The following is a 19,988-nucleotide window of genomic DNA, read 5'->3' as shown; positions in this document are numbered from 1 at the left end:
TCTTGGTAAGTCCAACTGCGACTTTTAATTGGATCCGATTGTTACTCTAGTCTCGGCATCTCAAGACGCAATGCAGGCGCATGGCCATAAGCCATCGGAACCGATCTTAGCCGACTAACGGTATAAGCGGTGGACAGCCGACGTACGAATCGGGTCTTGCGCGCACAAAAAAAGCCCGCTTCGCGGCGGGCTCTTTCGTTGAACGGTACCAGATCAGTTGATCTTGGCGGCCAGTTCGCCTTTGGCATAGCGCTGGAACATGCCTTCCAGGGAGATCGGCTTGATCTTCGAGGCGTTGCCGGCGGTGCCGAAAGCTTCGTAGCGGGCGATGCACACGTCACGCATGGCCTTGACGGTTTCACCGAAGAACTTGCGCGGGTCGAACTCGCTCGGGTTCTGCGCCATCAGGCGGCGCATGGCGCCAGTGGAGGCCAGACGCAGGTCGGTGTCGATGTTGACCTTGCGGACACCGTACTTGATGCCTTCGACGATCTCTTCGACCGGCACGCCGTAGGTCTCTTTGATGTCGCCGCCGTACTGGTTGATGATCGCCAGCCACTCTTGCGGCACCGAGGACGAGCCGTGCATCACCAGGTGGGTGTTGGGGATGCGTTTGTGGATTTCCTTGATGCGGTCGATCGCCAGCACGTCACCGGTAGGCGGCTTGGTGAACTTGTAGGCGCCGTGGCTGGTGCCGATGGCGATGGCCAGGGCATCGACCTGGGTCTTCTTGACGAAGTCGGCCGCTTCTTCCGGGTCGGTCAGCATCTGGCTGTGATCCAGCACGCCTTCGGCGCCGATGCCGTCTTCTTCACCGGCCATGCCGGTTTCCAGCGAACCCAGGCAGCCCAGCTCGCCTTCTACCGAAACGCCACAGGCGTGGGCCATGGCAACGGTCTGCTGGGTGACACGGACGTTGTACTCGTAGTCGGTCGGGGTCTTGCCGTCTTCACCCAGCGAGCCGTCCATCATCACCGAGCTGAAGCCCAGCTGGATGGAGCGCTGGCAAACGTCGGGGCTGGTGCCGTGGTCCTGGTGCATACACACCGGAATGTGCGGGAACTCTTCGATGGCCGCCAGGATCAGGTGGCGCAGGAACGGCGCACCGGCGTATTTGCGAGCGCCAGCGGAAGCCTGGACGATGACCGGGGAGTCGGTCTTGTCGGCGGCTTCCATGATCGCGCGCATCTGCTCGAGGTTGTTGACGTTGAAAGCCGGAACGCCGTAGCCGAACTCGGCGGCGTGGTCCAGCATCTGGCGCATGCTAATGAGTGCCATTGTGTATCTCTCTCCCGACAAGCGTCGTTTGTTTCGTGCAAGCCTGCCGCAGGGGCGGTTGCTGTTCAAGTAGTGTGGGCCACCTGCGCGGCCCGGCCAGTCACGGTGCCTTGCAGCCCCGCCCAATCAGATCGTTGGTCGCCACCCAATACACCAGGCCTTCTTCACCTTTGGTGTGGAAGGCCAGCATGCCATCGCTGTACAGCGCGCCGGAGGCGCCCGGCTCGGCCTTGAGCCGGTAGACCTGGTCGCCGCCACCCAGGCGTACATCGACCGCGTCCTGTTGTGCATCAGCGAAGCGCCACAGCACCTCGGCCTGGCTGTCGCAGACCCAGCGGGTCCAGTTGTCCGCCGGGGCGGGTTGGGCGGGTTGCAGCAACGAACAGCCTGCCAGGGTCGCCAGGGCCAATGCGGCCAGAAGCGCTTTCATTCAATCACTCCGCCAGGGGCTGCAAAGCAGCCCTATGTTCAAGACCACAAAACAGCCTTCAGGTTGCCTGGCGCCCGATCAAGGGCAGCCCGGCGCCTTGCGCTGGTGCTCGTCGTCGTACTTTTCCAGGCCGTCCGGGCCCAGGCGCTTGTTGATCACCGGTGCCGTCTCGGCCTGCCACTGGGACTGGTAGCAACCGCCCTTGGGCGGCTGCGCCGGGTCAGCCTCGCTGCCCGTGTTGCTGGAGCAGGCGCCCAGCAACACTGCCACGATCATCACAGGCAATTGCTTGACCATCAGGTCGCTCCCTTTGCCAGGCGCCTTCAAACTCAGGCCTTGGCCCGTTCTTCCAGGATTGCCACGGCAGGCAGGACCTTGCCCTCGACGAACTCGAGGAACGCGCCGCCACCGGTAGAAATGTAGGAGATATCGGCGCCAACGCCATACTTGTCGATGGCTGCCAGGGTGTCACCGCCACCGGCGATGGAGAATGCGGCGCTGTCGGCGATGGCCTTGGCCAGTACCTTGGTGCCGTTGCCGAACTGGTCGAATTCGAACACACCGACCGGGCCGTTCCACAGGATGGTCTGCGACGACTTCAGCAGTTCGGCGAAGTTGGCAGCGGTCTGTGGGCCGATGTCGAGGATCATGTCGTCAGCCGCCACGTCGGCGATCGCCTTGACGGTAGCTTCGGCGCTTTCAGCGAATTCCTTGGCAACCACCACGTCGACCGGCAGCGGCACATTGACCTTGGCGGCGATGGCCTTGGCGGTTTCGACCAGGTCAGCCTCGTACAGCGACTTGCCCACCGGGTGACCGGCAGCGGCGAGGAAGGTGTTGGCGATACCACCGCCGACGATCAGCAGGTCGCACACAGTGCTCAGGCTGTTCAGCACGTCCAGCTTGGTCGACACCTTGGAGCCGGCAACAATGGCCGCCATCGGCTTGGCCGGCGCCTTCAGGGCCTTGCCCAGGGCGTCCAGCTCGGCCGCCAGCAGCGGGCCGGCAGCAGCGACCTTGGCGAACTTGGCAACACCGTGGGTGGAGCCTTCGGCGCGGTGCGCGGTGCCGAACGCGTCCATGACGAACACGTCGCACAGGGCGGCGTACTTCTGCGCCAGCTCGTCGGCGTTCTTCTTCTCGCCCTTGTTGAAGCGCACGTTCTCGAACAGCACCAGGTCACCGGCCTGCACCTGAACGCCGTCGAGGTAGTCGGCGACCAGCGGCACGTCGCGGCCCAGGGCCTTGCCCAGGTAGTCGGCAACCGGCTTGAGGCTGTTCTCAGCGGAGAACTCGCCTTCGGTCGGGCGCCCCAGGTGCGAGCAGACCATTACCGCCGCGCCCTTCTCCAGGGCCAGCTTGATGGTCGGCAGCGCTGCCAGGATACGCGCATCGCTGGCGACCACGCCGTCTTTCACAGGGACGTTGAGGTCTTCGCGGATCAGTACGCGCTTACCTTGCAGGTCGAGGTCGGTCATCTTCAACACGGTCATGAATGCAGTCCTTCAGGGCTGTTTGCTGCGGGTTGGGTGGACGACGTGCAGATAGTGTTCGGCAACGTCGAGCATACGGTTGGCAAACCCCCATTCGTTGTCGAACCAGGCCAGCAGGTTCACCAGGCGGGAGCCTGAGACACGGGTCTGGCTGGCATCGACGATGGCCGAATGCGGGTCATGGTTGAAATCACAGCTGGCGTGGGGCAGCTCGGTGTAGGCCAGCAAGCCTTTTAGCGGGCCAACCAGGGCGGCCTCGCGCAACACCCGGTTGACCTCGGCCGCGCTGGTGTCGCGGGCGGTCTGCAGGGTGATGTCCAGGCACGACACGTTGACGGTTGGCACGCGTACCGCTTTGGCCTGGATTCGCCCGGCAAGTTCCGGCAGCAGGCGCTCGATGCCCCGCGCCAGACCAGTGGACACCGGAATCACCGACTGGAATGCCGAGCGCGTGCGGCGCAGGTCTTCATGGTGATAGGCGTCGATCACCGGCTGGTCGTTCATCGCCGAGTGGATGGTGGTGATCTGTACGTACTCGATGCCAAAGGCCTGGTCCAGCACCCGCAGCAGGGGCACGCCGCAGTTGGTGGTGCAGGACGCGTTCGATACCAGCAGTTCGTTGCCGGTCAGGCAACCCTGGTTGATGCCGTAGACCACCGTGGCATCGACGTCGGCTTCACTGGCCATCGGCTGCGAGAACAGCACCCGTGGCGCACCGGCATCGAGAAAACGCTGGCCGTCGGCTCGGGTGTTGTAGGCGCCAGAGCACTCCAGTACCAGGTCGACATCCAGGGCGGCCCAGTCGATGCCTTCGGGGGTGGCGCTGCGCAGCACTTTCACACAGTCGCCATTGATATGCAGACAATCGCCGTCGACTTTCACCTCACCGGGGAAACGCCCGTGGGTGGAGTCGAAGCGCGTCAGGTATTCCAGACTGGCCTGGTCGGCCAGGTCGTTCAGCGCGACGATCTCGAAACCGGCCTTCGCCCCTCGCTCGAACAGTGCGCGCAGGACACAGCGGCCGATGCGGCCGTAACCGTTGAGTGCAACTTTGTAGGGACGCGGGTGGGGCATTCGATACTCACGTGCAGGTGCGTTGAACGACCATCGCGGGGCAAGCCCGCTCCCACAAGGCACCGGGATGCCTTGTGGGAGCGGGCTTGCCCCGCGATCAGGCGGGAGGCACGGAGCCTCCCGGGTGCATCAGTCTTCCAGCAGCTCTTCAGCGGTACCCAGGATGTTGTCCAGGGTGAAGCCGAACTCCTCGAACAGCGCGGAGGCCGGTGCCGACTCGCCGTAGGTGGTCATGCCGATGACGCGACCTTCGAGGCCGACGTACTTGTACCAGAAGTCGGCATGGGCAGCCTCGATGGCGATGCGCGCACCGACTTCCAGTGGCAGGACCGACTGCTTGTAGGCAGCGTCCTGGGCATCGAACACGCTGGTGCTCGGCATCGACACGACGCGGACCTTGCGGCCCTCGGCGCTCAGCTTGTCGAACGCCTGGACGGCCAGGCCCACTTCGGAACCGGTGGCGATCAGGATCAGCTCAGGCTCGCCGGCGCAGTCCTTGAGCACGTAACCGCCACGGGCGATATCGGCGATCTGCTGGGCATTGCGATCCTGATGCTGCAGGTTCTGGCGCGAGAAGATCAGCGCCGACGGGCCGTCCTTGCGCTCCAGGGCGGCTTTCCAGGACACGGCGGACTCCACCGCATCGGCCGGACGCCAGGTGTCCAGGTTCGGCGTGCTGCGCAGGCTGGTCAGTTGCTCGATCGGCTGATGGGTCGGACCGTCTTCGCCCAGGCCAATGGAGTCGTGGGTGTAGACGTGGATCACGCGTTGTTTCATCAGCGCCGACATGCGCACGGCGTTGCGGGCGTATTCCATGAACATCAGGAAGGTCGCGCCATAAGGCACCAGACCGCCGTGCAGGGCGACGCCGTTCATGATCGCGGTCATGCCGAATTCGCGCACGCCGTAGAACACGTAGTTGCCGCTGGCGTCATTGGCCTCGACACCCTTGCAACCTTTCCACAAGGTCAGGTTGGAGCCGGCCAGGTCCGCCGAACCCCCGAGGAACTCCGGCAGCAGCGGGCCGAAGGCATTCAGGGTGTTCTGGCTGGCCTTGCGGCTGGCGATGGTTTCGCCCTTGGCGGCGACTTCGTTGATGTAGGCCTGGGCCTTCTCGGAGAAGTCCGCCGGCAGGTCGCCTGCGTCACGGCGCTTGAACTCGGCAGCCAGTTCCGGGTAAGCCTTGGCATAGGCGTCGAAACGCTCGTTCCAGGCAGCTTCGGCCTTGGCGCCAGCGGCTTTGGCGTCCCACTCGGCATAGATGTCGGCCGGGATCTCGAACGGACCGTGGTTCCAGTTCAGTTCCTTGCGGGCCAGGGCGATTTCTTCGTTGCCCAGCGGTGCGCCGTGGCAGTCTTCCTTGCCCTGCTTGTTCGGCGAGCCGAAGCCGATGATGGTCTTGCAGCAGATCAGGGTCGGACGGTCGCTCTTGCGAGCGGTGTCGATGGCCATCTTGATCTCGTCGGCGTCGTGACCGTTGACGTTGCGGATCACCTGCCAGTTGTAGGCTTCGAAGCGCGCCGGGGTGTTGTCGGTGAACCAGCCGTGCACTTCGCCGTCGATGGAGATGCCGTTGTCGTCGTAGAAGGCGATCAGTTTGTTCAGGCCCAGGGTGCCGGCCAGCGAGGCGACTTCGTGGGAAATGCCTTCCATCATGCAGCCGTCGCCGAGGAACACGTAGGTGTTGTGGTCGACGATGTTGTGGCCTTCACGGTTGAACTGGGCGCCCAGCACCTTTTCCGCCAGGGCGAAGCCCACGGCGTTGGCCAGACCCTGGCCCAGGGGGCCGGTGGTGGTTTCCACGCCTGGGGTGTAGCCGAACTCCGGGTGGCCCGGGGTGCGGCTGTGCAGCTGACGGAAGGCCTTGAGGTCGTCGATGGTGACGTCGTAGCCGGTCAGGTGCAGCAGCGAATAGATGAGCATCGAGCCGTGACCGTTGGACAGCACGAAGCGGTCACGGTCGGCGAAGTTCGGGTTGCTCGGGTTGTGCTTCAGGTAGTCGCGCCAAAGCACTTCGGCGATATCCGCCATACCCATGGGGGCACCTGGGTGGCCGCTGTTGGCCTTTTGCACGGCATCCATGCTGAGGGCACGAATGGCGTTGGCACGTTCACGACGGCTGGGCATCGCTGAGTCTCCTGGGGCTTGAAAGGGTGGTGAAGCGAAAAAAGGCGACCATTTTCGCCCACAGGGGGGGCCGGGGGCAATGACGTATGGTCGCAGTCGGGCTTTTTTCCTGTGTTTGGCCTGCTTTTCACGAGAAATCCGCCTGCGAAACCACCACCCATCCAGCAATATCAAAACTTTTTGATATTGCTATTGCGACGACAGCATCCCCTGACTAGACTCCCGCCCCATGAACCTCAATGCGCCCATCACCCCGCAACGCAGCGACGAGCTGGCCGCCCTGTGCAAGGCCGGCGGCGATCCTCTGCGCCTGAACGTGCTGCGCGCATTGGCCAACGACTCGTTCGGCGTGCTGGAGCTGGCGCAGATCTTCGACATCGGCCAGTCGGGCATGAGCCACCACCTCAAGGTGCTGGCCCAGGCCGACCTGGTGGCGACCCGTCGCGAGGGCAATGCGATCTTCTACCGCCGCGCCCTGCCCGACAGTCAGCGCCTGGGTGGCCGCCTGCACACGGCGCTGCTGGAGGAAGCCGACGACCTCTCGCTGCCCGTGGACGTACAGGCACGTATCGCCCTGGTGCAACAGCGCCGCGCCGCCACCAGCCAGGACTTTTTCCAGCGCGTCGAAGAGAAATTCCGCGCCCAGCAGGACCTCATCGCCGGCTTGCCGCAGTACCGCGAAAGCCTGCTGGCATTGCTCGACAAGCTCAGCTTCGGCGTCGGCGCCAGCGCCCTGGAAGTGGGGCCTGGCGACGGCGGTTTCCTGCCTGACCTGGCGCGCCGCTTCGACCAGGTCACGGCCATGGACAACAGCCCGACCATGCTCGAGCTGGCGCGCCAGGTCTGTGAGCGCAATGCACTGAACAACGTGAACCTGCAGTTGGCCGATGCACTGGGTACAACGGATGTGGAAGCCGACTGCGTTGTGCTGAACATGGTCCTGCACCATTTCAGCGACCCGGCCCAGGCCTTGCGCCTGCTGGCCAGACGGGTGAAAGCGGGCGGCAGCCTGCTGGTCACCGAGCTGTGCAGCCATGACCAGGGGTGGGCGCGCGAAGCCTGCGGCGACCTGTGGCTTGGCTTCGAACAGGATGACCTGGCCCGTTGGGCCAACGCTGCGGGACTGACCCCCGGGGACAGCCTCTACGTGGGCTTGCGTAACGGTTTTCAGATCCAGGTCCGGCATTTCCAGCGGGCCACTGGCGACATACAACATCGGTAAATTTCAGGAACCCATCGAGATGAGCGAATACTCCCTTTTCACCTCCGAGTCCGTGTCCGAAGGGCATCCGGACAAGATCGCCGACCAGATCTCCGACGCGGTGCTGGACGCCATCATCGCCCAGGACAAGTATGCCCGCGTGGCCTGCGAGACCCTGGTCAAGACCGGTGTCGCCATCATCGCCGGTGAAGTCACCACTTCGGCCTGGGTCGATCTGGAAGACCTGGTACGTAACGTGATCATCGACATCGGCTACAACAGCTCCGACGTCGGCTTCGACGGTGCCACCTGCGCCGTGATGAACATCATCGGCAAGCAGTCGGTGGACATCGCCCAGGGCGTCGACCGCTCCCGCCCGGAAGACCAGGGCGCTGGCGACCAGGGCCTGATGTTCGGCTACGCCAGCAACGAGACCGACGTGCTGATGCCGGCCCCGATCTGCTTCTCGCACCGCCTGGTCGAGCGCCAGGCCGAGGCGCGCAAGTCCAAGCTGCTGCCTTGGCTGCGCCCGGACGCCAAGTCACAGGTCACCTGCCGCTATGAAAACGGCAAGGTCGTCGGTATCGACGCGGTCGTACTGTCGACCCAGCACAACCCCGAGGTCTCGCAAAAAGACCTGCAGGAAGCGGTGATGGAGCTGATCGTCAAGCACACCCTGCCTGCCGAGCTGCTGCACAAGGGTACCCAGTACCACATCAACCCGACGGGCAACTTCATCATCGGTGGCCCGGTGGGCGACTGCGGCCTGACCGGCCGCAAGATCATCGTCGACTCCTACGGCGGCATGGCTCGCCACGGTGGTGGCGCGTTCTCCGGCAAGGACCCGTCCAAGGTCGACCGTTCCGCCGCCTACGCCGGCCGCTACGTGGCCAAGAACATCGTCGCCGCTGGCCTGGCCGAGCGTTGCGAGATCCAGGTGTCCTACGCCATCGGCGTGGCCCAGCCGACCTCCATCTCGATCAACACCTTCGGCACCGGCAAGGTCTCGGACGAGAAGATCGTGCAACTGGTGCGCGAATGCTTCGACCTGCGTCCGTACGCCATCACCACCATGCTCGACCTGCTGCACCCGATGTACCAGGAAACCGCTGCCTACGGTCACTTCGGTCGTACCCCGCAGGAGAAGACCGTGGGTGACGACACCTTCACCACCTTCACCTGGGAGCGCACCGACCGCGCCGCCGCCCTGCGCGACGCCGCCGGCCTGTAAGTCTCCTACAGCAGTAAAAGAAAGCCCCTGCCGAGCAATCGGCAGGGGCTTTTTCGTGACATATCGTCTGACAATGCGGCACGTCGCAGCGCGCAGCTGACACCTAGGCTGAGGACTCCTTACCGCCTCGCAAGGATGCCGGCCATGCCGTTGCTGCTGATACTCATGCTCCTGCCGATACTCATCGCCAGCGCACAGGCCGACCAGTGTCCGGATTGGAGCGTATCCCAGGCGAATGCCGAAATGGCCCGGCTGGGCGAGACCCTGGCCCGCTGGGACGACCACTACCATCGTCAGGGCAAGTCATTGGTGGCCGACGAGCTCTATGACCAGAGCCGCCAGCGCCAATTGCTGCTACAGCGGTGCTTCAACCTGCCAGACGCGGCGCCCGCCCCACTGGCAAGCGCACGCGGTCCGATTGCACACCCGATCGTCCACACCGGCGTCGACAAGCTCCCTGACGAACAGGCAATGCGTCGTTGGCTGGCCGACAAACGCGATGTCTGGATACAGCCCAAGGTCGACGGCGTCGCGGTTTCCCTGGTCTACCAGAAGGGTCGGTTGGTCCGGCTGCTCAGCCGTGGCGATGGCGTCCAGGGCCATGACTGGAGCCGGCATATTCCCTCGCTCGGCGCCATCACCCGACAGCTGCCGCAACCTGTGGACCTGGTGCTGCAAGGGGAACTGTACAAACGCCTGGAGGGCCATGTGCAGGCCCAGGCAGGCAGCCTCAACGCTCGCGGCAACGTGGCCGGGCTGATGGCACGCAAGCAGCTGGACACAGCGCTCGGCGCGAGCATCGGCCTGTTCGTCTGGGACTGGCCGCACGGGCCGCAAACCCAGGCAGAGCGTCTCGAGCGACTGGCCGCCATGGGCTTTGCCGACAGCCAGCGCTACAGCGTCGCCATCGCCAGCCCGGAGCAGGCCGCCGAGATGCGCCTGCACTGGTATCGCACCGCCCTGCCCTTCGCCACCGATGGCGTGATCCTGCGCCAGGACAGCCGCCCGCCCGCCGAACGCTGGCAGGCCAAGGCCCCTTACTGGATTGCGGCCTGGAAATACCCCTTCTCCCAGGCACTGGCCGAGGTGCGCGAAGTGCGCTTTCGCATTGGACGCACTGGCAAGGTAACCCCCATCCTGCATCTGGCGCCTGTCGAACTGGACGACCGTCAGGTTTCCCAGGTCAGCCTTGGTTCCCTGGCTCGCTGGCAGAACCTCGATATTCGCCCTGGCGACCAGGTGGCCATCAGCCTTGCCGGCCTCACCGTTCCGCGGTTTGACGACGTGGTACATCGCACGGTCGTGCGACAGCCCGTGGCCTCACCGGCTGCCGGCCAGTATGACGCCCACACTTGCTGGCGGGCTGGCGCTGGCTGCGAAGAGCAATTCATCGCCCGATTGAACTGGTTGAGCGGCAAGCAGGGGCTGGCCCTGCCAGGGATCGGACCGGGTACCTGGCGCCGACTGGTGAATGCCGGCCTGGTGACCTCCCTCGTGGACTGGCTGGAGCTCGACACCCAAGTCCTGACGAAGGTGCCGGGTCTCGGCGACGCCAGGGCCCGACAGCTTCATGACAGTTTCAGCGCGGCTCACCTGCGCTCCTTCCACCAGTGGTTGAAAGCGCTGGGCGCGCCCTTGCCTCAGGAGATGCCGCTGGAGGCCGACTGGTCGACGCTCGCAACCCGATCGGCCGACGCATGGCAAGCCTCGCCGGGGGTCGGTGGCGCAAAATCGAAACAACTCGAGGTTTTTTTTGCAACAGAAGATGTTCAAGCCCTTGCCGCGCAACTGGGCCGGTATCGTATCGCCGGTTTCCAGCACTCGAACGACACCGCCGAACAATGACGAGCGTAGGGTAACTCCGAGTTTGCCGTTTAAAGCCCCACCAAGGGTTCCTAAATCCGGCAAACCAAGGCAGGATTCCACCAACTTTTGCTGCTCCGCCCCGCTCAGGAGGCTTTTCATGACACGTTTCACCGCTCTTTTCCTGCTGGCAACCCTTGGCCTGGCGACCGGCGTCGCGCAAGCCGCCCAGCCGGATGCAGGCTTGACCGGCTGCGCCGCCAAACGCAGCGCCATCGAGAACCAGCTGAAGATTGCCCGTGACCATGGCAACAGTGACCAAGTTGCCGGGCTCGAAGAGGCGCTGCGTGGCGTGGACAACTGCACCGAAGCCGGGCTGCGCAAAGAGCGCGAGCAGAAAGTGCTCGATGCCCGCCACGAAGTGAACCAGCGCACCAAGGACCTGGACAAAGCCATGAAGAAGGGTGACGCGGAAAAGATCAACAAGCGCAAGGACAAGCTGGCCGAGGCAAAGAAAGAACTGCAGGAAGCCGTGGACGAGCTCGAGCGCTGACCTAACAGCCCTTGATGTGGGAGCGAACCCGCTCCCACGACAGCCTCCCACGGCTCAATGATTACGAAACTCGCTATGACAGGCCTTGCACGCCGCCTCGACCTTGTCCATCGGTGCCTTCATCTGCGTTGCGTCCAGCGACGGGTTGCGGGTCACCGTCACCAGCTCGCCGGTGACGCCCTCCAGCTGCCGGGCCAGGTCCTGGAACCGCGCCTGCCGCTCCCAGACATCCGCCCGCGCGCTGCTGTCACCCTCGTCGCGCACCTGCGGGAAGTGCTGCCACGGCTCATGGGCCAGGGAATCCAGCTTCACCGCGCCCTCGGCGAACTTCACGCCATCGAAGGGCAACCGTCCGCGCAGCATGCCTCCCATGTCTTCACTGGTCTTGAGCATCTGCTTGAAGATCGCCTTGCGCTGGCCCAGTGGCGAGTTGGGATCGACGCCGTCACAGGCGGTCAGGGCGAGGGCGGCGAGCAGTACTACGGTCAATCGCTTGAACATCACGGTCTCTTTGGCCAGGCAAACGGGTGGCCAGTATCGCCGCCCGCCGGGCAAAGACCAATAGCCACACAGAAAACAAGGGTGAATGTTCATGTTTCGCCCAGCACAGGACCTTCTCGATGAAATCTGCATTGCGCCATCTCGCCTGGGCCCTGCCCGCCCTGGCGCTCCTGGCCGGCTGCAACGGCGGCGAAAGCGCCAAGCCTGAGCCTCATGCCATCGCCACTTATGTGCCAGCCACCTGGAAGGACCTGCCCCAGGTCAGCGACGACGACCTGCTGGCCGGCTTCTATGCCTGGCGCAACGGTTGCGAGAAGCTCAAGCGCGATCCGGTGTGGGCCGCAACCTGCGAGGCAGCCGGCTCAGCCATGGCGAACCCTGATCAGGTACGCACCTTCCTCGAGCAGAATCTCCAGGTGTTTGGACTGCGCTCGGCGCAGAACAGCGCCAACGGCCTGATCACCGGGTATTACGAACCGGTCTACCCCGGCAGCCTGGAACGCACCGAAGCCGCGCATGTACCAGTGTACGGCGTACCCGAGGACATGATCGTGGTCGATCTGGCCAGTGTGTATCCCGAACTCAAGGGCAAGCGCTTGCGCGGGCGCCTTGATGGCCGCGTGCTCAAACCCTATGACACCGCCGAAGTGATCAACCGCGACGGTGCCATGGCGCCGGTACTGGCCTGGCTGACCGACCCGATGGACTTGCAGTTCCTGCAGATCCAGGGTTCCGGTCGCATCCAGCTGGAAGGTGGCCGCCAGCTACGGCTGGGGTATGCCGACCAGAACGGCCATCCCTATCGGCCGATTGGCCGCTGGCTGGTGGAACAGGGCCAGCTGCCTAAGGAACAGGTGACCATGGGCAGCATCCACGCTTGGGCCCAGGCCAACCCGAAGCGGATCCCTGAGTTGCTGGCCAGCAACCCGAGCTATGTGTTCTTCAGCACCCGCCCGGACAGCAACGAAGGTCCGCGCGGCTCACTCAACGTGCCGCTGACCGCTGGCTACAGCGTGGCCATCGACCGCAAGGTGATCCCGCTGGGCAGCCTGCTGTGGCTGTCCACCACCCGCCCCGACGGCAGCCCGGTGGTGCGCCCCGTGGGAGCTCAAGACACGGGTGGGGCGATTACTGGTGAAGTGCGTGCGGACCTGTTCTGGGGCACCGGGCCAGAGGCAGGGGAACTGGCAGGCAACATGAAACAACAGGGGCAGATCTGGATGTTGTGGCCCAAGGGTCAGCCTTTGCCCGAAGTACCGAAGGTACCCTGACGGGCGCTATCGCGGGGCATGCCTACTCCCACTGCGGGAGCGGGCATGCCCCGCGATGCACTCAGATCGAAACGACAAAGAACGACACGATCAGCGCCATCCCGACGAACCACACCAGCGAGCGCAACACCGCCCAATCCGCCAGGTAGCAGATGATGTAGAGCAACCGGCTGGTGATGTACATCACGCCCAGCACATCTTGGGTTACTTGTTCGGCATTGCCGACGATATCGGCCACCAGCACCGCCGCGGCAAATGCCGGAAACGCCTCGTAGCCATTCAACTGAGCGGCATGGGCCCGCCGTGGCAGCCCGTCAAGCTCGTCCAGAAAGGCACGCGGGTCATGATTGGCGCGAAAGCCAAAATACCCGCTGCTGAGTTTGGCGATCAACGCACACAGCGGCGGCAGGACCAGGGCGACAAGAATGCACCACAGGGCTACGGTCATCTACAGGACTCCTTGTTTCACAGAGGTTGGCTTCAGAGCTTCATCACCAGCATGCCGGCCAGCACCAGCGTGCAAGCTAGGAGTCTTGGCCCGCCAAAAGGTTCTTTGAGGTAGCGCATGCCCAGGAGCACCACGAGAATCACGCTCAGTTCGCGCAACGCTGCCGCCTCGGCCACCGAGCCCAGGTGCATGGCCCAGAGCACCAGAGCGTAGCTGAACAACACACAGAACCCGACTGCCAGGCCCAGATTCCATTGGGTTCGCCAGAACAGCATGAATGGCCCCCGGCGAGCCACCACGGCCAGCAGCGGGAACGGCCAGGAGCTGAGCAGGCTCAGCCACACCAGGTAATCCCACGGTTTGCCCCACAGGCGTACGGCCTGGCCGTCGAACCAGGTGTAGCAGCCGATGCACAGGCCGATCAGCGCCACCACCGGCAGCATCGACCAGGGCAGGCGGTCGCCGCCACCGCCCTGCCAAAGCAGACACGCCATGCCACAGGGGATCAGCAGGATGCCGATGATCTGCTGCTGGCTCAGCGATTCGCCGGCAAAGGCCAGGGTCAACCCAAGTACCACCAAGGGCGACAGGCCACGCATCAACGGATAGACCAGGCCCAGGTCGCCGACCCGATAGGCCTGGATCAGCAGAAAGCGGTACAGCTGCTCGGCCAGCGCCGAGGCCAACAGCCAGGGCCAGATCCCGGCGGGCGGGAAATCTACGAAGGCCACCGCCAGCAGGGCGAAACTCAGCGCCACCACGTCCATGCTGGCGATGACCAGCAGCCGCTCGGCGCTGAACTTGATCAAGGTATTCCAGGTGGCATGGAGCAGGGCTGCGACCAGTACGAGGGAAGTTGCCAGCACGCCTTGGAATCCTTGTTGTCGTTCGGTGGGGACCACTATATAGCGCCTGGCGTGTTATGGCCCCATCTCGGCGAGCCCGCCCCCACGCCACTGCCTGACAGGAACCAATTGGAGAAATCCGGTCATAAGGTGTGTCCCGACTGCCGCGCCAGATCATCAAAGAACTGCCCGAGCCATTCGGGTAATGACTTGGAAGCCACTTTCACAGGATTCGGGATGCTTGAATTAGTTGCCGCGTTTATCTGCCTCACCACCCTCCTCACTTATGTGAACTACCGCTTCATCGGCCTGCCGCCGGCCATCGGCGTGATGGTCACCGCATTGCTATTCTCCCTGATGCTGCAGGGCCTGAGCCTGATCGGCTTCCCTGGCTTGGAAGAACGCGTTGAAGGCCTGATGAACCAGATCGACTTCAACGACCTGCTGATGCACTGGATGCTGTCGTTCCTGCTGTTCGCCGGCGCGTTGCACGTCAATCTTGCCGACCTGCGCAGCTACCGCTGGCCGATCGGCCTGCTGGCCACCCTGGGCGTGCTCATCGCCACCGTGGTGATTGGCTACCTGTCGCACTGGGTGTTCGCCCTGTTCGGCTGGAACGTGCCACTGATCTACTGCCTGCTGTTCGGTGCGCTGATCTCGCCAACCGACCCGATCGCCGTGCTCGGCGCGCTGCGTACCGCCAACGCCTCCAAACCGCTGAAGACCACCATCGTCGGCGAGTCGCTGTTCAACGACGGCACGGCGGTCGTGGTGTTCACCGTGCTGCTGGGCATCATCCAGCTGGGCGAGACGCCGAGCGTCGCCGATACCGCCATCCTGTTCGCCCGTGAGGCACTGGGTGGCATCGCCTTCGGCGGCCTGATCGGTTACGCCACCTACCGCATGATCAAGAGCGTCGAGCAGTACCAGGTGGAGGTGATGCTGACCCTGGCACTGGTGATCGGCGGCTCGGCCATGTGCTACGAGTTGCACGTGTCGGCGCCGATCGCCATGGTGGTGGCCGGCCTGATCATCGGCAACCTGGGGCGCAACCTGGCGATGAACGACATGACCCGCCGCTACATGGATGGCTTCTGGGAACTGATCGACGACATGCTCAACGCCCTGCTGTTCGCGCTGATTGGCCTGGAACTGTTGCTGCTGCCGTTCAACTGGTTGCACCTGGCGGCGGGTGGTGTGCTGGCGATTGCGGTGCTGGCTTCGCGCCTGCTGACCGTGGCGCCGGCGATCGTGCTGTTGCGCCGCTGGCGCAGCGTGCCGCAAGGCACCATTCGCGTACTGACCTGGGGTGGCCTGCGCGGTGGCGTGTCGGTGGCCCTGGCACTGTCGCTACCGCAGGGCGCCGAGCGTGATCTGCTGCTGTCGATCACTTACATCGTGGTGCTGTCGTCGATCCTGGTGCAGGGTCTGACGGTCGGAAAGGTTGTGCGCAAGGTCAGCACACAACCCGAGTGACAGCATAGGGGCGGACTAGCCCCGCGATATCGTCTGCACAGGCATCGATGTTGATCCTGCCGGCGCCATCGCGGGGCAAGCCCGCTCCCAAGCTTGAGCAAATGGATCTATTCCACCGCGCTGTCCGGAAACTGGTCCTGGATGTACTTGATCTCGGTGCGCCCGTGGGCGGCCGGCAGGCCATCCTCACCCAGGTTGACGAAGACCATCTTGTCGACGGTCAGGATCGCCTTGCGGGTGATCTTGTTGCGCACTTCGCACTTGAGCGTGATCGAGGTGCGGCCGAACTCGGTGGCGGTAATGCCCAGCTCGATGATGTCGCCCTGACGCGAAGCACTGACGAAGTTGATCTCGGAAATGTACTTGGTCACCACGCGCTGGTTGCCCAGTTGGACGATGGCGTAGATTGCCGCCTCCTCGTCGATCCAGCGCAGCAGACTGCCGCCGAACAGGGTGCCGTTGGGATTGAGGTCTTCGGGTTTTACCCATTTGCGGGTGTGAAAGTTCATCTGTACTCCTGACCTGCTTGCTGACATGCGCTAATGATGGCAGACCGCTCGGTCACGCTCCATTGAACATCGACTATCGTCGTGATTAATCGACAGAAAGTCTTGGGTGTGTCACACGCCCGCGGCTATAATCTCGCCGTTTCACATGGTCCCCCGCAGTGGTGGCCATCCCGCCACCCATCCGAGGGGCGCTGCAGCAGGCTCGGCCTGTCAGGCTCGGTTGGGGCGTTGTCCGCGCAAGCGGACGCTCAACGCACAACGGCGCCCATTCGCACACTACGAATGGAGGCTCTCAATGAGCGCTGTAAACACGCCTGCAGGTTTTTCCGACTTCAAGGTCGCCGACATCTCCCTGGCCGACTGGGGCCGTAAGGAAGTCATCATCGCCGAATCGGAAATGCCCGCGCTGATGGGCCTGCGCCGCAAGTATCAAGCCGAGCAACCGCTCAAGGGCGCGAAGATCATCGGCTGCATCCACATGACCATCCAGACTGCCGTGCTGATCGAGACCCTGGTCGCCCTGGGTGCCGAAGTGCGCTGGTCGTCGTGCAACATCTTCTCCACCCAGGACCAGGCCGCCGCCGCCATTGCTGCCGCCGGCATCCCGGTGTTCGCCTGGAAAGGTGAAACCGAGCAGGAATACGAATGGTGCATCGAGCAGACCATCCTCAAGGATGGCCAGCCATGGGACGCCAACATGGTGCTGGACGACGGCGGTGACCTGACCGAGATCCTGCACAAGAAATACCCGGCCATGCTGGACAAGATCCACGGCGTGACCGAAGAGACCACCACCGGCGTGCACCGCCTGCTGGACATGCTGGCCAAGGGCGAGCTGAAAGTCCCGGCGATCAACGTCAACGACTCGGTCACCAAGAGCAAGAACGACAACAAGTACGGCTGCCGTCACAGCCTCAACGACGCCATCAAGCGCGGTACCGACCACCTGCTGTCGGGCAAACAGGCCCTGGTGATCGGCTACGGCGACGTGGGCAAGGGCTCGGCCCAGTCCCTGCGTCAGGAAGGCATGATCGTCAAGGTCACCGAAGTCGACCCGATCTGCGCCATGCAAGCGTGCATGGACGGCTTTGAAGTCGTCTCGCCGTTCAAGGACGGCATCAACACCGGTACCGAAGCCGGCATCAACAAGGACCTGCTCGGCCGCATCGACCTGATCGTCACCACCACCGGTAACGTCAACGTCTGCGACGCCAACATGCTCAAGGCCCTGAAGAAGCGCGCCGTGGTCTGCAACATCGGCCACTTCGACAACGAGATCGACACCGCCTTCATGCGCAAGAACTGGGCATGGGAAGAGGTCAAGCCACAGGTGCACAAGATCCACCGCACCGGTGCCGGCGTGTTCGACCCGCAGAACGACGACTACCTGATCCTGCTGGCCGAAGGCCGCCTGGTGAACCTGGGCAACGCCACCGGCCACCCAAGCCGCATCATGGACGGCTCGTTCGCCAACCAGGTCCTGGCGCAGATCTTCCTGTTCGAGCAGAAGTTCGCCGCGCTGCCTGCCGCGAAGAAGGCCGAGCGCCTGACCGTGGAAGTGCTGCCGAAGAAACTCGACGAAGAAGTGGCCCTGGAGATGGTCCGCGGCTTCGGCGGCGTGGTCACCCAGCTGACCCCGCAGCAGGCCGAGTACATTGGTGTGACCGTCGAAGGCCCGTTCAAGCCGGACGCTTACCGCTACTAAGCGGCTGGTTGCCAGTGCCAGGTATTCTTGCCCGGCACTGGCAGGCAACGTTTCGAACCGATGTCCGAGCCAGGCCGGCCCCCACCGTCCTGGCTTTTATTTGCAGGCAGCAGCCCAGGCTCACTGCCGAAGGAACCAGAGATGTCACAAGAACGCCGCTACAGTTTCGAGTTCTTCCCCACCAAGACCGATGCCGGTCACGAAAAGCTGATGGGCGTTGCCCGCCAGCTGGCCAGCTACAACCCGGACTTCTTCTCCTGCACCTATGGTGCCGGTGGCTCGACCCGCGACCGCACGCTCAACACCGTGCTGCAGCTGGAAAACGAGGTGAAAGTCCCCGCCGCCCCGCACCTGTCCTGCGTGGGTGACAGCAAGGACGACCTGCGTGCCCTGCTGGCCGAGTACCAGGCCGCCGGCATCAAGCGCATCGTCGCCCTGCGTGGCGACCTGCCGTCGGGCATGGGCATGGCCAGCGGCGAGCTGCGCTACGCCAGCGACCTGGTCGAGTTCATCCGCCAGGAAACCGGCAACCACTTCCACCTGGAAGTGGCCGCCTACCCGGAGATGCACCCGCAGGCGCGCAACTTCGAGAGCGACCTGGCCAACTTCGTGCACAAGGTCAAGGCTGGTGCCGACAGCGCCATCACCCAGTATTTCTTCAACGCCGACAGCTACTTCTATTTCGTCGAGCGCGCGCAGAAACTGGGCGTCGAGATCCCGGTGGTGCCCGGCATCATGCCGATCACCAACTACAGCAAGCTGGCGCGTTTCTCCGACGCCTGCGGCGCCGAGATCCCACGCTGGATACGCAAGCAGCTGGAAGCCTATGCCGACGACACCGCCAGCATCCAGGCATTCGGCGAGGAAGTGATCACCCACATGTGCGAACAGCTGCTGCAAGGCGGCGCACCGGGACTGCACTTCTATACCCTCAACCAGTCCGAGCCGAGCCTGGCGATCTGGAACAACCTGAAGCTGCCACGCTGATGGTCGCGAACAAGGCTTTGGCGCAGGTCAAAGCCTTGTTCGTTCGCGCTCGCGCCTGCGGCCAGCGTTCACTGGTCTTGCCCGGGCTTGCAGCGTACTCTCACGCCATGCGCACGCTCATCCTCCCTCTCCTGCTGTTGCTGCTCGCCGGCCTGAGCCCGCTGGCCCATGCCGAACGCCTGCGCATCGTCAGCGACGACTGGGCCCCCTACCTCTACCAGGAGAATGGCCAGGCCAAAGGCATTGACTACGAGATAACCAACGAGGTGTTTAAACGCCTGGGCGTCGAGGTGCAGTGGCAGTTCCTGCCTTGGAGGCGCTGCCTGGCGATGGTAGAGCAGGGGCTGGCGGATGCAGTGATGGACATCTTCAAGGTCGATTCACGCCAGGGCTATATGGTCTACCCGGACGAACCCATGTCCCAGGTCGAGTTCGTCCTCTACCAGGCCCGCTCACGCCCGCACCCTGTCGTGCACCTGGAGGACTTGGCCGGGCTGACCGTAGGCACCTCCCCCGGTTATGTCTACGACAGCAGCTTCGCAGAATCGCCGCTGTTTCGCCGTGAGCCTGCGCCCAGCCACGAGGCCAACTTCGGCAAGTTGACCCGTGGGCGCATCGACCTCTTGGTGACCGACCGCCGGGTCGGCCGCTATGTGAGCCGCCGACTGGGTTTGGAGCAGACTGTGCAAGAACTGCCACTGCTGATAAGCCGTCGGCCCCAGTATCTGGGACTGGCCCGCAAACCTGGGCGCGAACAGCTGGCACAGGCATTCAGTGATGAACTGCGGCGCTTCAAACAAGAGCCGGCCTATGCAGCGATCAATGCCCGCTACCTCGGCAATCAGGATTTTCCTTTCGCCGTTGAGCAGCAGGAACGCGGCACACGCTGATTGCTCTGTTATACTCGAGCCTTCCCGCCCGGCTCACGCCCGGACGCTCGGCCTCGCAACAGGCATCTCGACCAGGCGCCGCGCACCTTTGGTGCCCGCCCGCAGGCTCCAGGATGCGCAGTGAACGCCCAGCTGGACCGGACGCGATCGCATCCCTCCGATGCCC

The 19,988-nt window shown here is 63.7% G+C and carries 19 protein-coding genes and 1 riboswitch; of the genes, 9 read left to right on the top strand and 10 right to left on the bottom strand.

The genetic code is table 11. From position 1 onward, the window contains the following. Nucleotides 1-213: 213 nt before the first annotated feature. The 6 genes from fba to tkt all read right to left on the bottom strand — a co-directional run bounded on the left by fba (nt 214) and on the right by tkt (nt 6,402). Nucleotides 214-1,278 (bottom strand): class II fructose-bisphosphate aldolase, encoded by a 1,065-nt coding sequence (gene fba / locus BMY03_RS23065; protein WP_023631710.1) that lies wholly within the window; start codon nt 1,276-1,278, stop codon nt 214-216. Nucleotides 1,279-1,378: 100 nt separating this feature from the next. Next, nucleotides 1,379-1,708 (bottom strand): MliC family protein, encoded by a 330-nt coding sequence (locus BMY03_RS23060; protein WP_023631711.1) that lies wholly within the window; start codon nt 1,706-1,708, stop codon nt 1,379-1,381. A gap of 78 nt (nt 1,709-1,786) precedes the next feature. After that, complete coding sequence (locus tag BMY03_RS23055) at nt 1,787-2,005, bottom strand: hypothetical protein (protein WP_031315764.1); 219 nt, start codon at nt 2,003-2,005, stop codon at nt 1,787-1,789. Between the two features lie 32 nt (nt 2,006-2,037). Beyond that, complete coding sequence (locus BMY03_RS23050; protein ID WP_038706911.1) at nt 2,038-3,201, bottom strand: phosphoglycerate kinase; 1,164 nt, start codon at nt 3,199-3,201, stop codon at nt 2,038-2,040. A 12-nt stretch (nt 3,202-3,213) separates the two neighbouring features. Continuing rightward, on the bottom strand, nt 3,214-4,275 hold the full coding sequence (gene epd / locus BMY03_RS23045; protein ID WP_023631030.1) for an erythrose-4-phosphate dehydrogenase: 1,062 nt from the start codon (nt 4,273-4,275) through the stop codon (nt 3,214-3,216). Nucleotides 4,276-4,404: 129 nt separating this feature from the next. Continuing rightward, nucleotides 4,405-6,402 carry a transketolase gene (gene tkt / locus BMY03_RS23040; RefSeq protein WP_023631029.1) on the bottom strand — a complete coding sequence of 666 codons (1,998 nt, stop codon included), beginning with the start codon at nt 6,400-6,402 and terminating at the stop codon, nt 4,405-4,407. Between the two features lie 229 nt (nt 6,403-6,631). Between tkt and BMY03_RS23035 the strand changes: the two genes are divergently transcribed. The 4 genes from BMY03_RS23035 to BMY03_RS23020 all read left to right on the top strand — a co-directional run bounded on the left by BMY03_RS23035 (nt 6,632) and on the right by BMY03_RS23020 (nt 11,190). Continuing rightward, on the top strand, nt 6,632-7,624 hold the full coding sequence (locus BMY03_RS23035; RefSeq protein ID WP_038706912.1) for an ArsR/SmtB family transcription factor: 993 nt from the start codon (nt 6,632-6,634) through the stop codon (nt 7,622-7,624). Nucleotides 7,625-7,643: 19 nt separating this feature from the next. After that, entirely contained in the window at nt 7,644-8,834 is a 1,191-nt protein-coding gene (gene metK, locus BMY03_RS23030; protein WP_094012350.1) for a methionine adenosyltransferase, read from the top strand. Nucleotides 8,835-8,978: 144 nt separating this feature from the next. Next, nucleotides 8,979-10,679, top strand: a complete 1,701-nt coding sequence (ligB, locus tag BMY03_RS23025) for an NAD-dependent DNA ligase LigB (protein WP_094012349.1) — start codon at nt 8,979-8,981, stop codon at nt 10,677-10,679. A 118-nt stretch (nt 10,680-10,797) separates the two neighbouring features. Beyond that, nucleotides 10,798-11,190, top strand: a complete 393-nt coding sequence (locus BMY03_RS23020) for a DUF1090 domain-containing protein (protein WP_023632841.1) — start codon at nt 10,798-10,800, stop codon at nt 11,188-11,190. A 54-nt stretch (nt 11,191-11,244) separates the two neighbouring features. On the opposite strand, the gene BMY03_RS23015 is transcribed toward BMY03_RS23020, so the two are convergent. Continuing rightward, the gene (locus BMY03_RS23015) at nt 11,245-11,691 is read right to left on the bottom strand and encodes a c-type cytochrome (RefSeq protein ID WP_038706915.1); all 447 of its coding nucleotides are present in this window, start codon (nt 11,689-11,691) and stop codon (nt 11,245-11,247) included. Between the two features lie 119 nt (nt 11,692-11,810). Between BMY03_RS23015 and mltA the strand changes: the two genes are divergently transcribed. After that, nucleotides 11,811-12,962, top strand: coding sequence for a murein transglycosylase A (mltA, locus tag BMY03_RS23010; RefSeq protein ID WP_094012348.1), 1,152 nt, complete (start codon nt 11,811-11,813; stop codon nt 12,960-12,962). Nucleotides 12,963-13,023: 61 nt separating this feature from the next. On the opposite strand, the gene BMY03_RS23005 is transcribed toward mltA, so the two are convergent. After that, entirely contained in the window at nt 13,024-13,410 is a 387-nt protein-coding gene (locus BMY03_RS23005; RefSeq protein WP_094012347.1) for an MAPEG family protein, read from the bottom strand. A 32-nt stretch (nt 13,411-13,442) separates the two neighbouring features. Further along, a complete protein-coding gene (locus tag BMY03_RS23000; RefSeq protein ID WP_023629466.1) occupies nt 13,443-14,276 on the bottom strand; it encodes an EamA family transporter in 834 nt (277 codons plus the stop codon). 216 nt (nt 14,277-14,492) lie between these two features. On the opposite strand from BMY03_RS23000, the gene BMY03_RS22995 reads away from it, so the two are divergent. Further along, the gene (locus tag BMY03_RS22995) at nt 14,493-15,731 is read left to right on the top strand and encodes a cation:proton antiporter (protein WP_094012346.1); all 1,239 of its coding nucleotides are present in this window, start codon (nt 14,493-14,495) and stop codon (nt 15,729-15,731) included. Nucleotides 15,732-15,838: 107 nt separating this feature from the next. Here the strand turns inward: BMY03_RS22995 and BMY03_RS22990 are convergent, their stop codons facing one another. After that, nucleotides 15,839-16,240 (bottom strand): acyl-CoA thioesterase, encoded by a 402-nt coding sequence (locus BMY03_RS22990; RefSeq protein ID WP_003257757.1) that lies wholly within the window; start codon nt 16,238-16,240, stop codon nt 15,839-15,841. A gap of 177 nt (nt 16,241-16,417) precedes the next feature. Continuing rightward, a riboswitch (S-adenosyl-L-homocysteine riboswitch) is annotated at nt 16,418-16,514 on the top strand. 21 nt (nt 16,515-16,535) lie between these two features. Between BMY03_RS22990 and ahcY the strand changes: the two genes are divergently transcribed. From ahcY to BMY03_RS22975, 3 genes are all read left to right on the top strand, one after another. Beyond that, nucleotides 16,536-17,945, top strand: coding sequence for an adenosylhomocysteinase (gene ahcY, locus BMY03_RS22985; protein WP_046853939.1), 1,410 nt, complete (start codon nt 16,536-16,538; stop codon nt 17,943-17,945). Nucleotides 17,946-18,086: 141 nt separating this feature from the next. Further along, nucleotides 18,087-18,932 (top strand): methylenetetrahydrofolate reductase [NAD(P)H], encoded by an 846-nt coding sequence (gene metF, locus BMY03_RS22980; protein ID WP_094012345.1) that lies wholly within the window; start codon nt 18,087-18,089, stop codon nt 18,930-18,932. A gap of 107 nt (nt 18,933-19,039) precedes the next feature. Continuing rightward, nucleotides 19,040-19,822 carry a substrate-binding periplasmic protein gene (locus BMY03_RS22975; protein ID WP_094012387.1) on the top strand — a complete coding sequence of 261 codons (783 nt, stop codon included), beginning with the start codon at nt 19,040-19,042 and terminating at the stop codon, nt 19,820-19,822. The last annotated feature ends 166 nt before the right edge of the window (nt 19,823-19,988 follow it).

Origin of the sequence: Pseudomonas soli (assembly GCF_900110655.1) — a bacterium.
GTDB lineage: Bacteria > Pseudomonadota > Gammaproteobacteria > Pseudomonadales > Pseudomonadaceae > Aquipseudomonas > Aquipseudomonas soli.
This window is presented reverse-complemented; position numbering and strand designations above follow the sequence as displayed.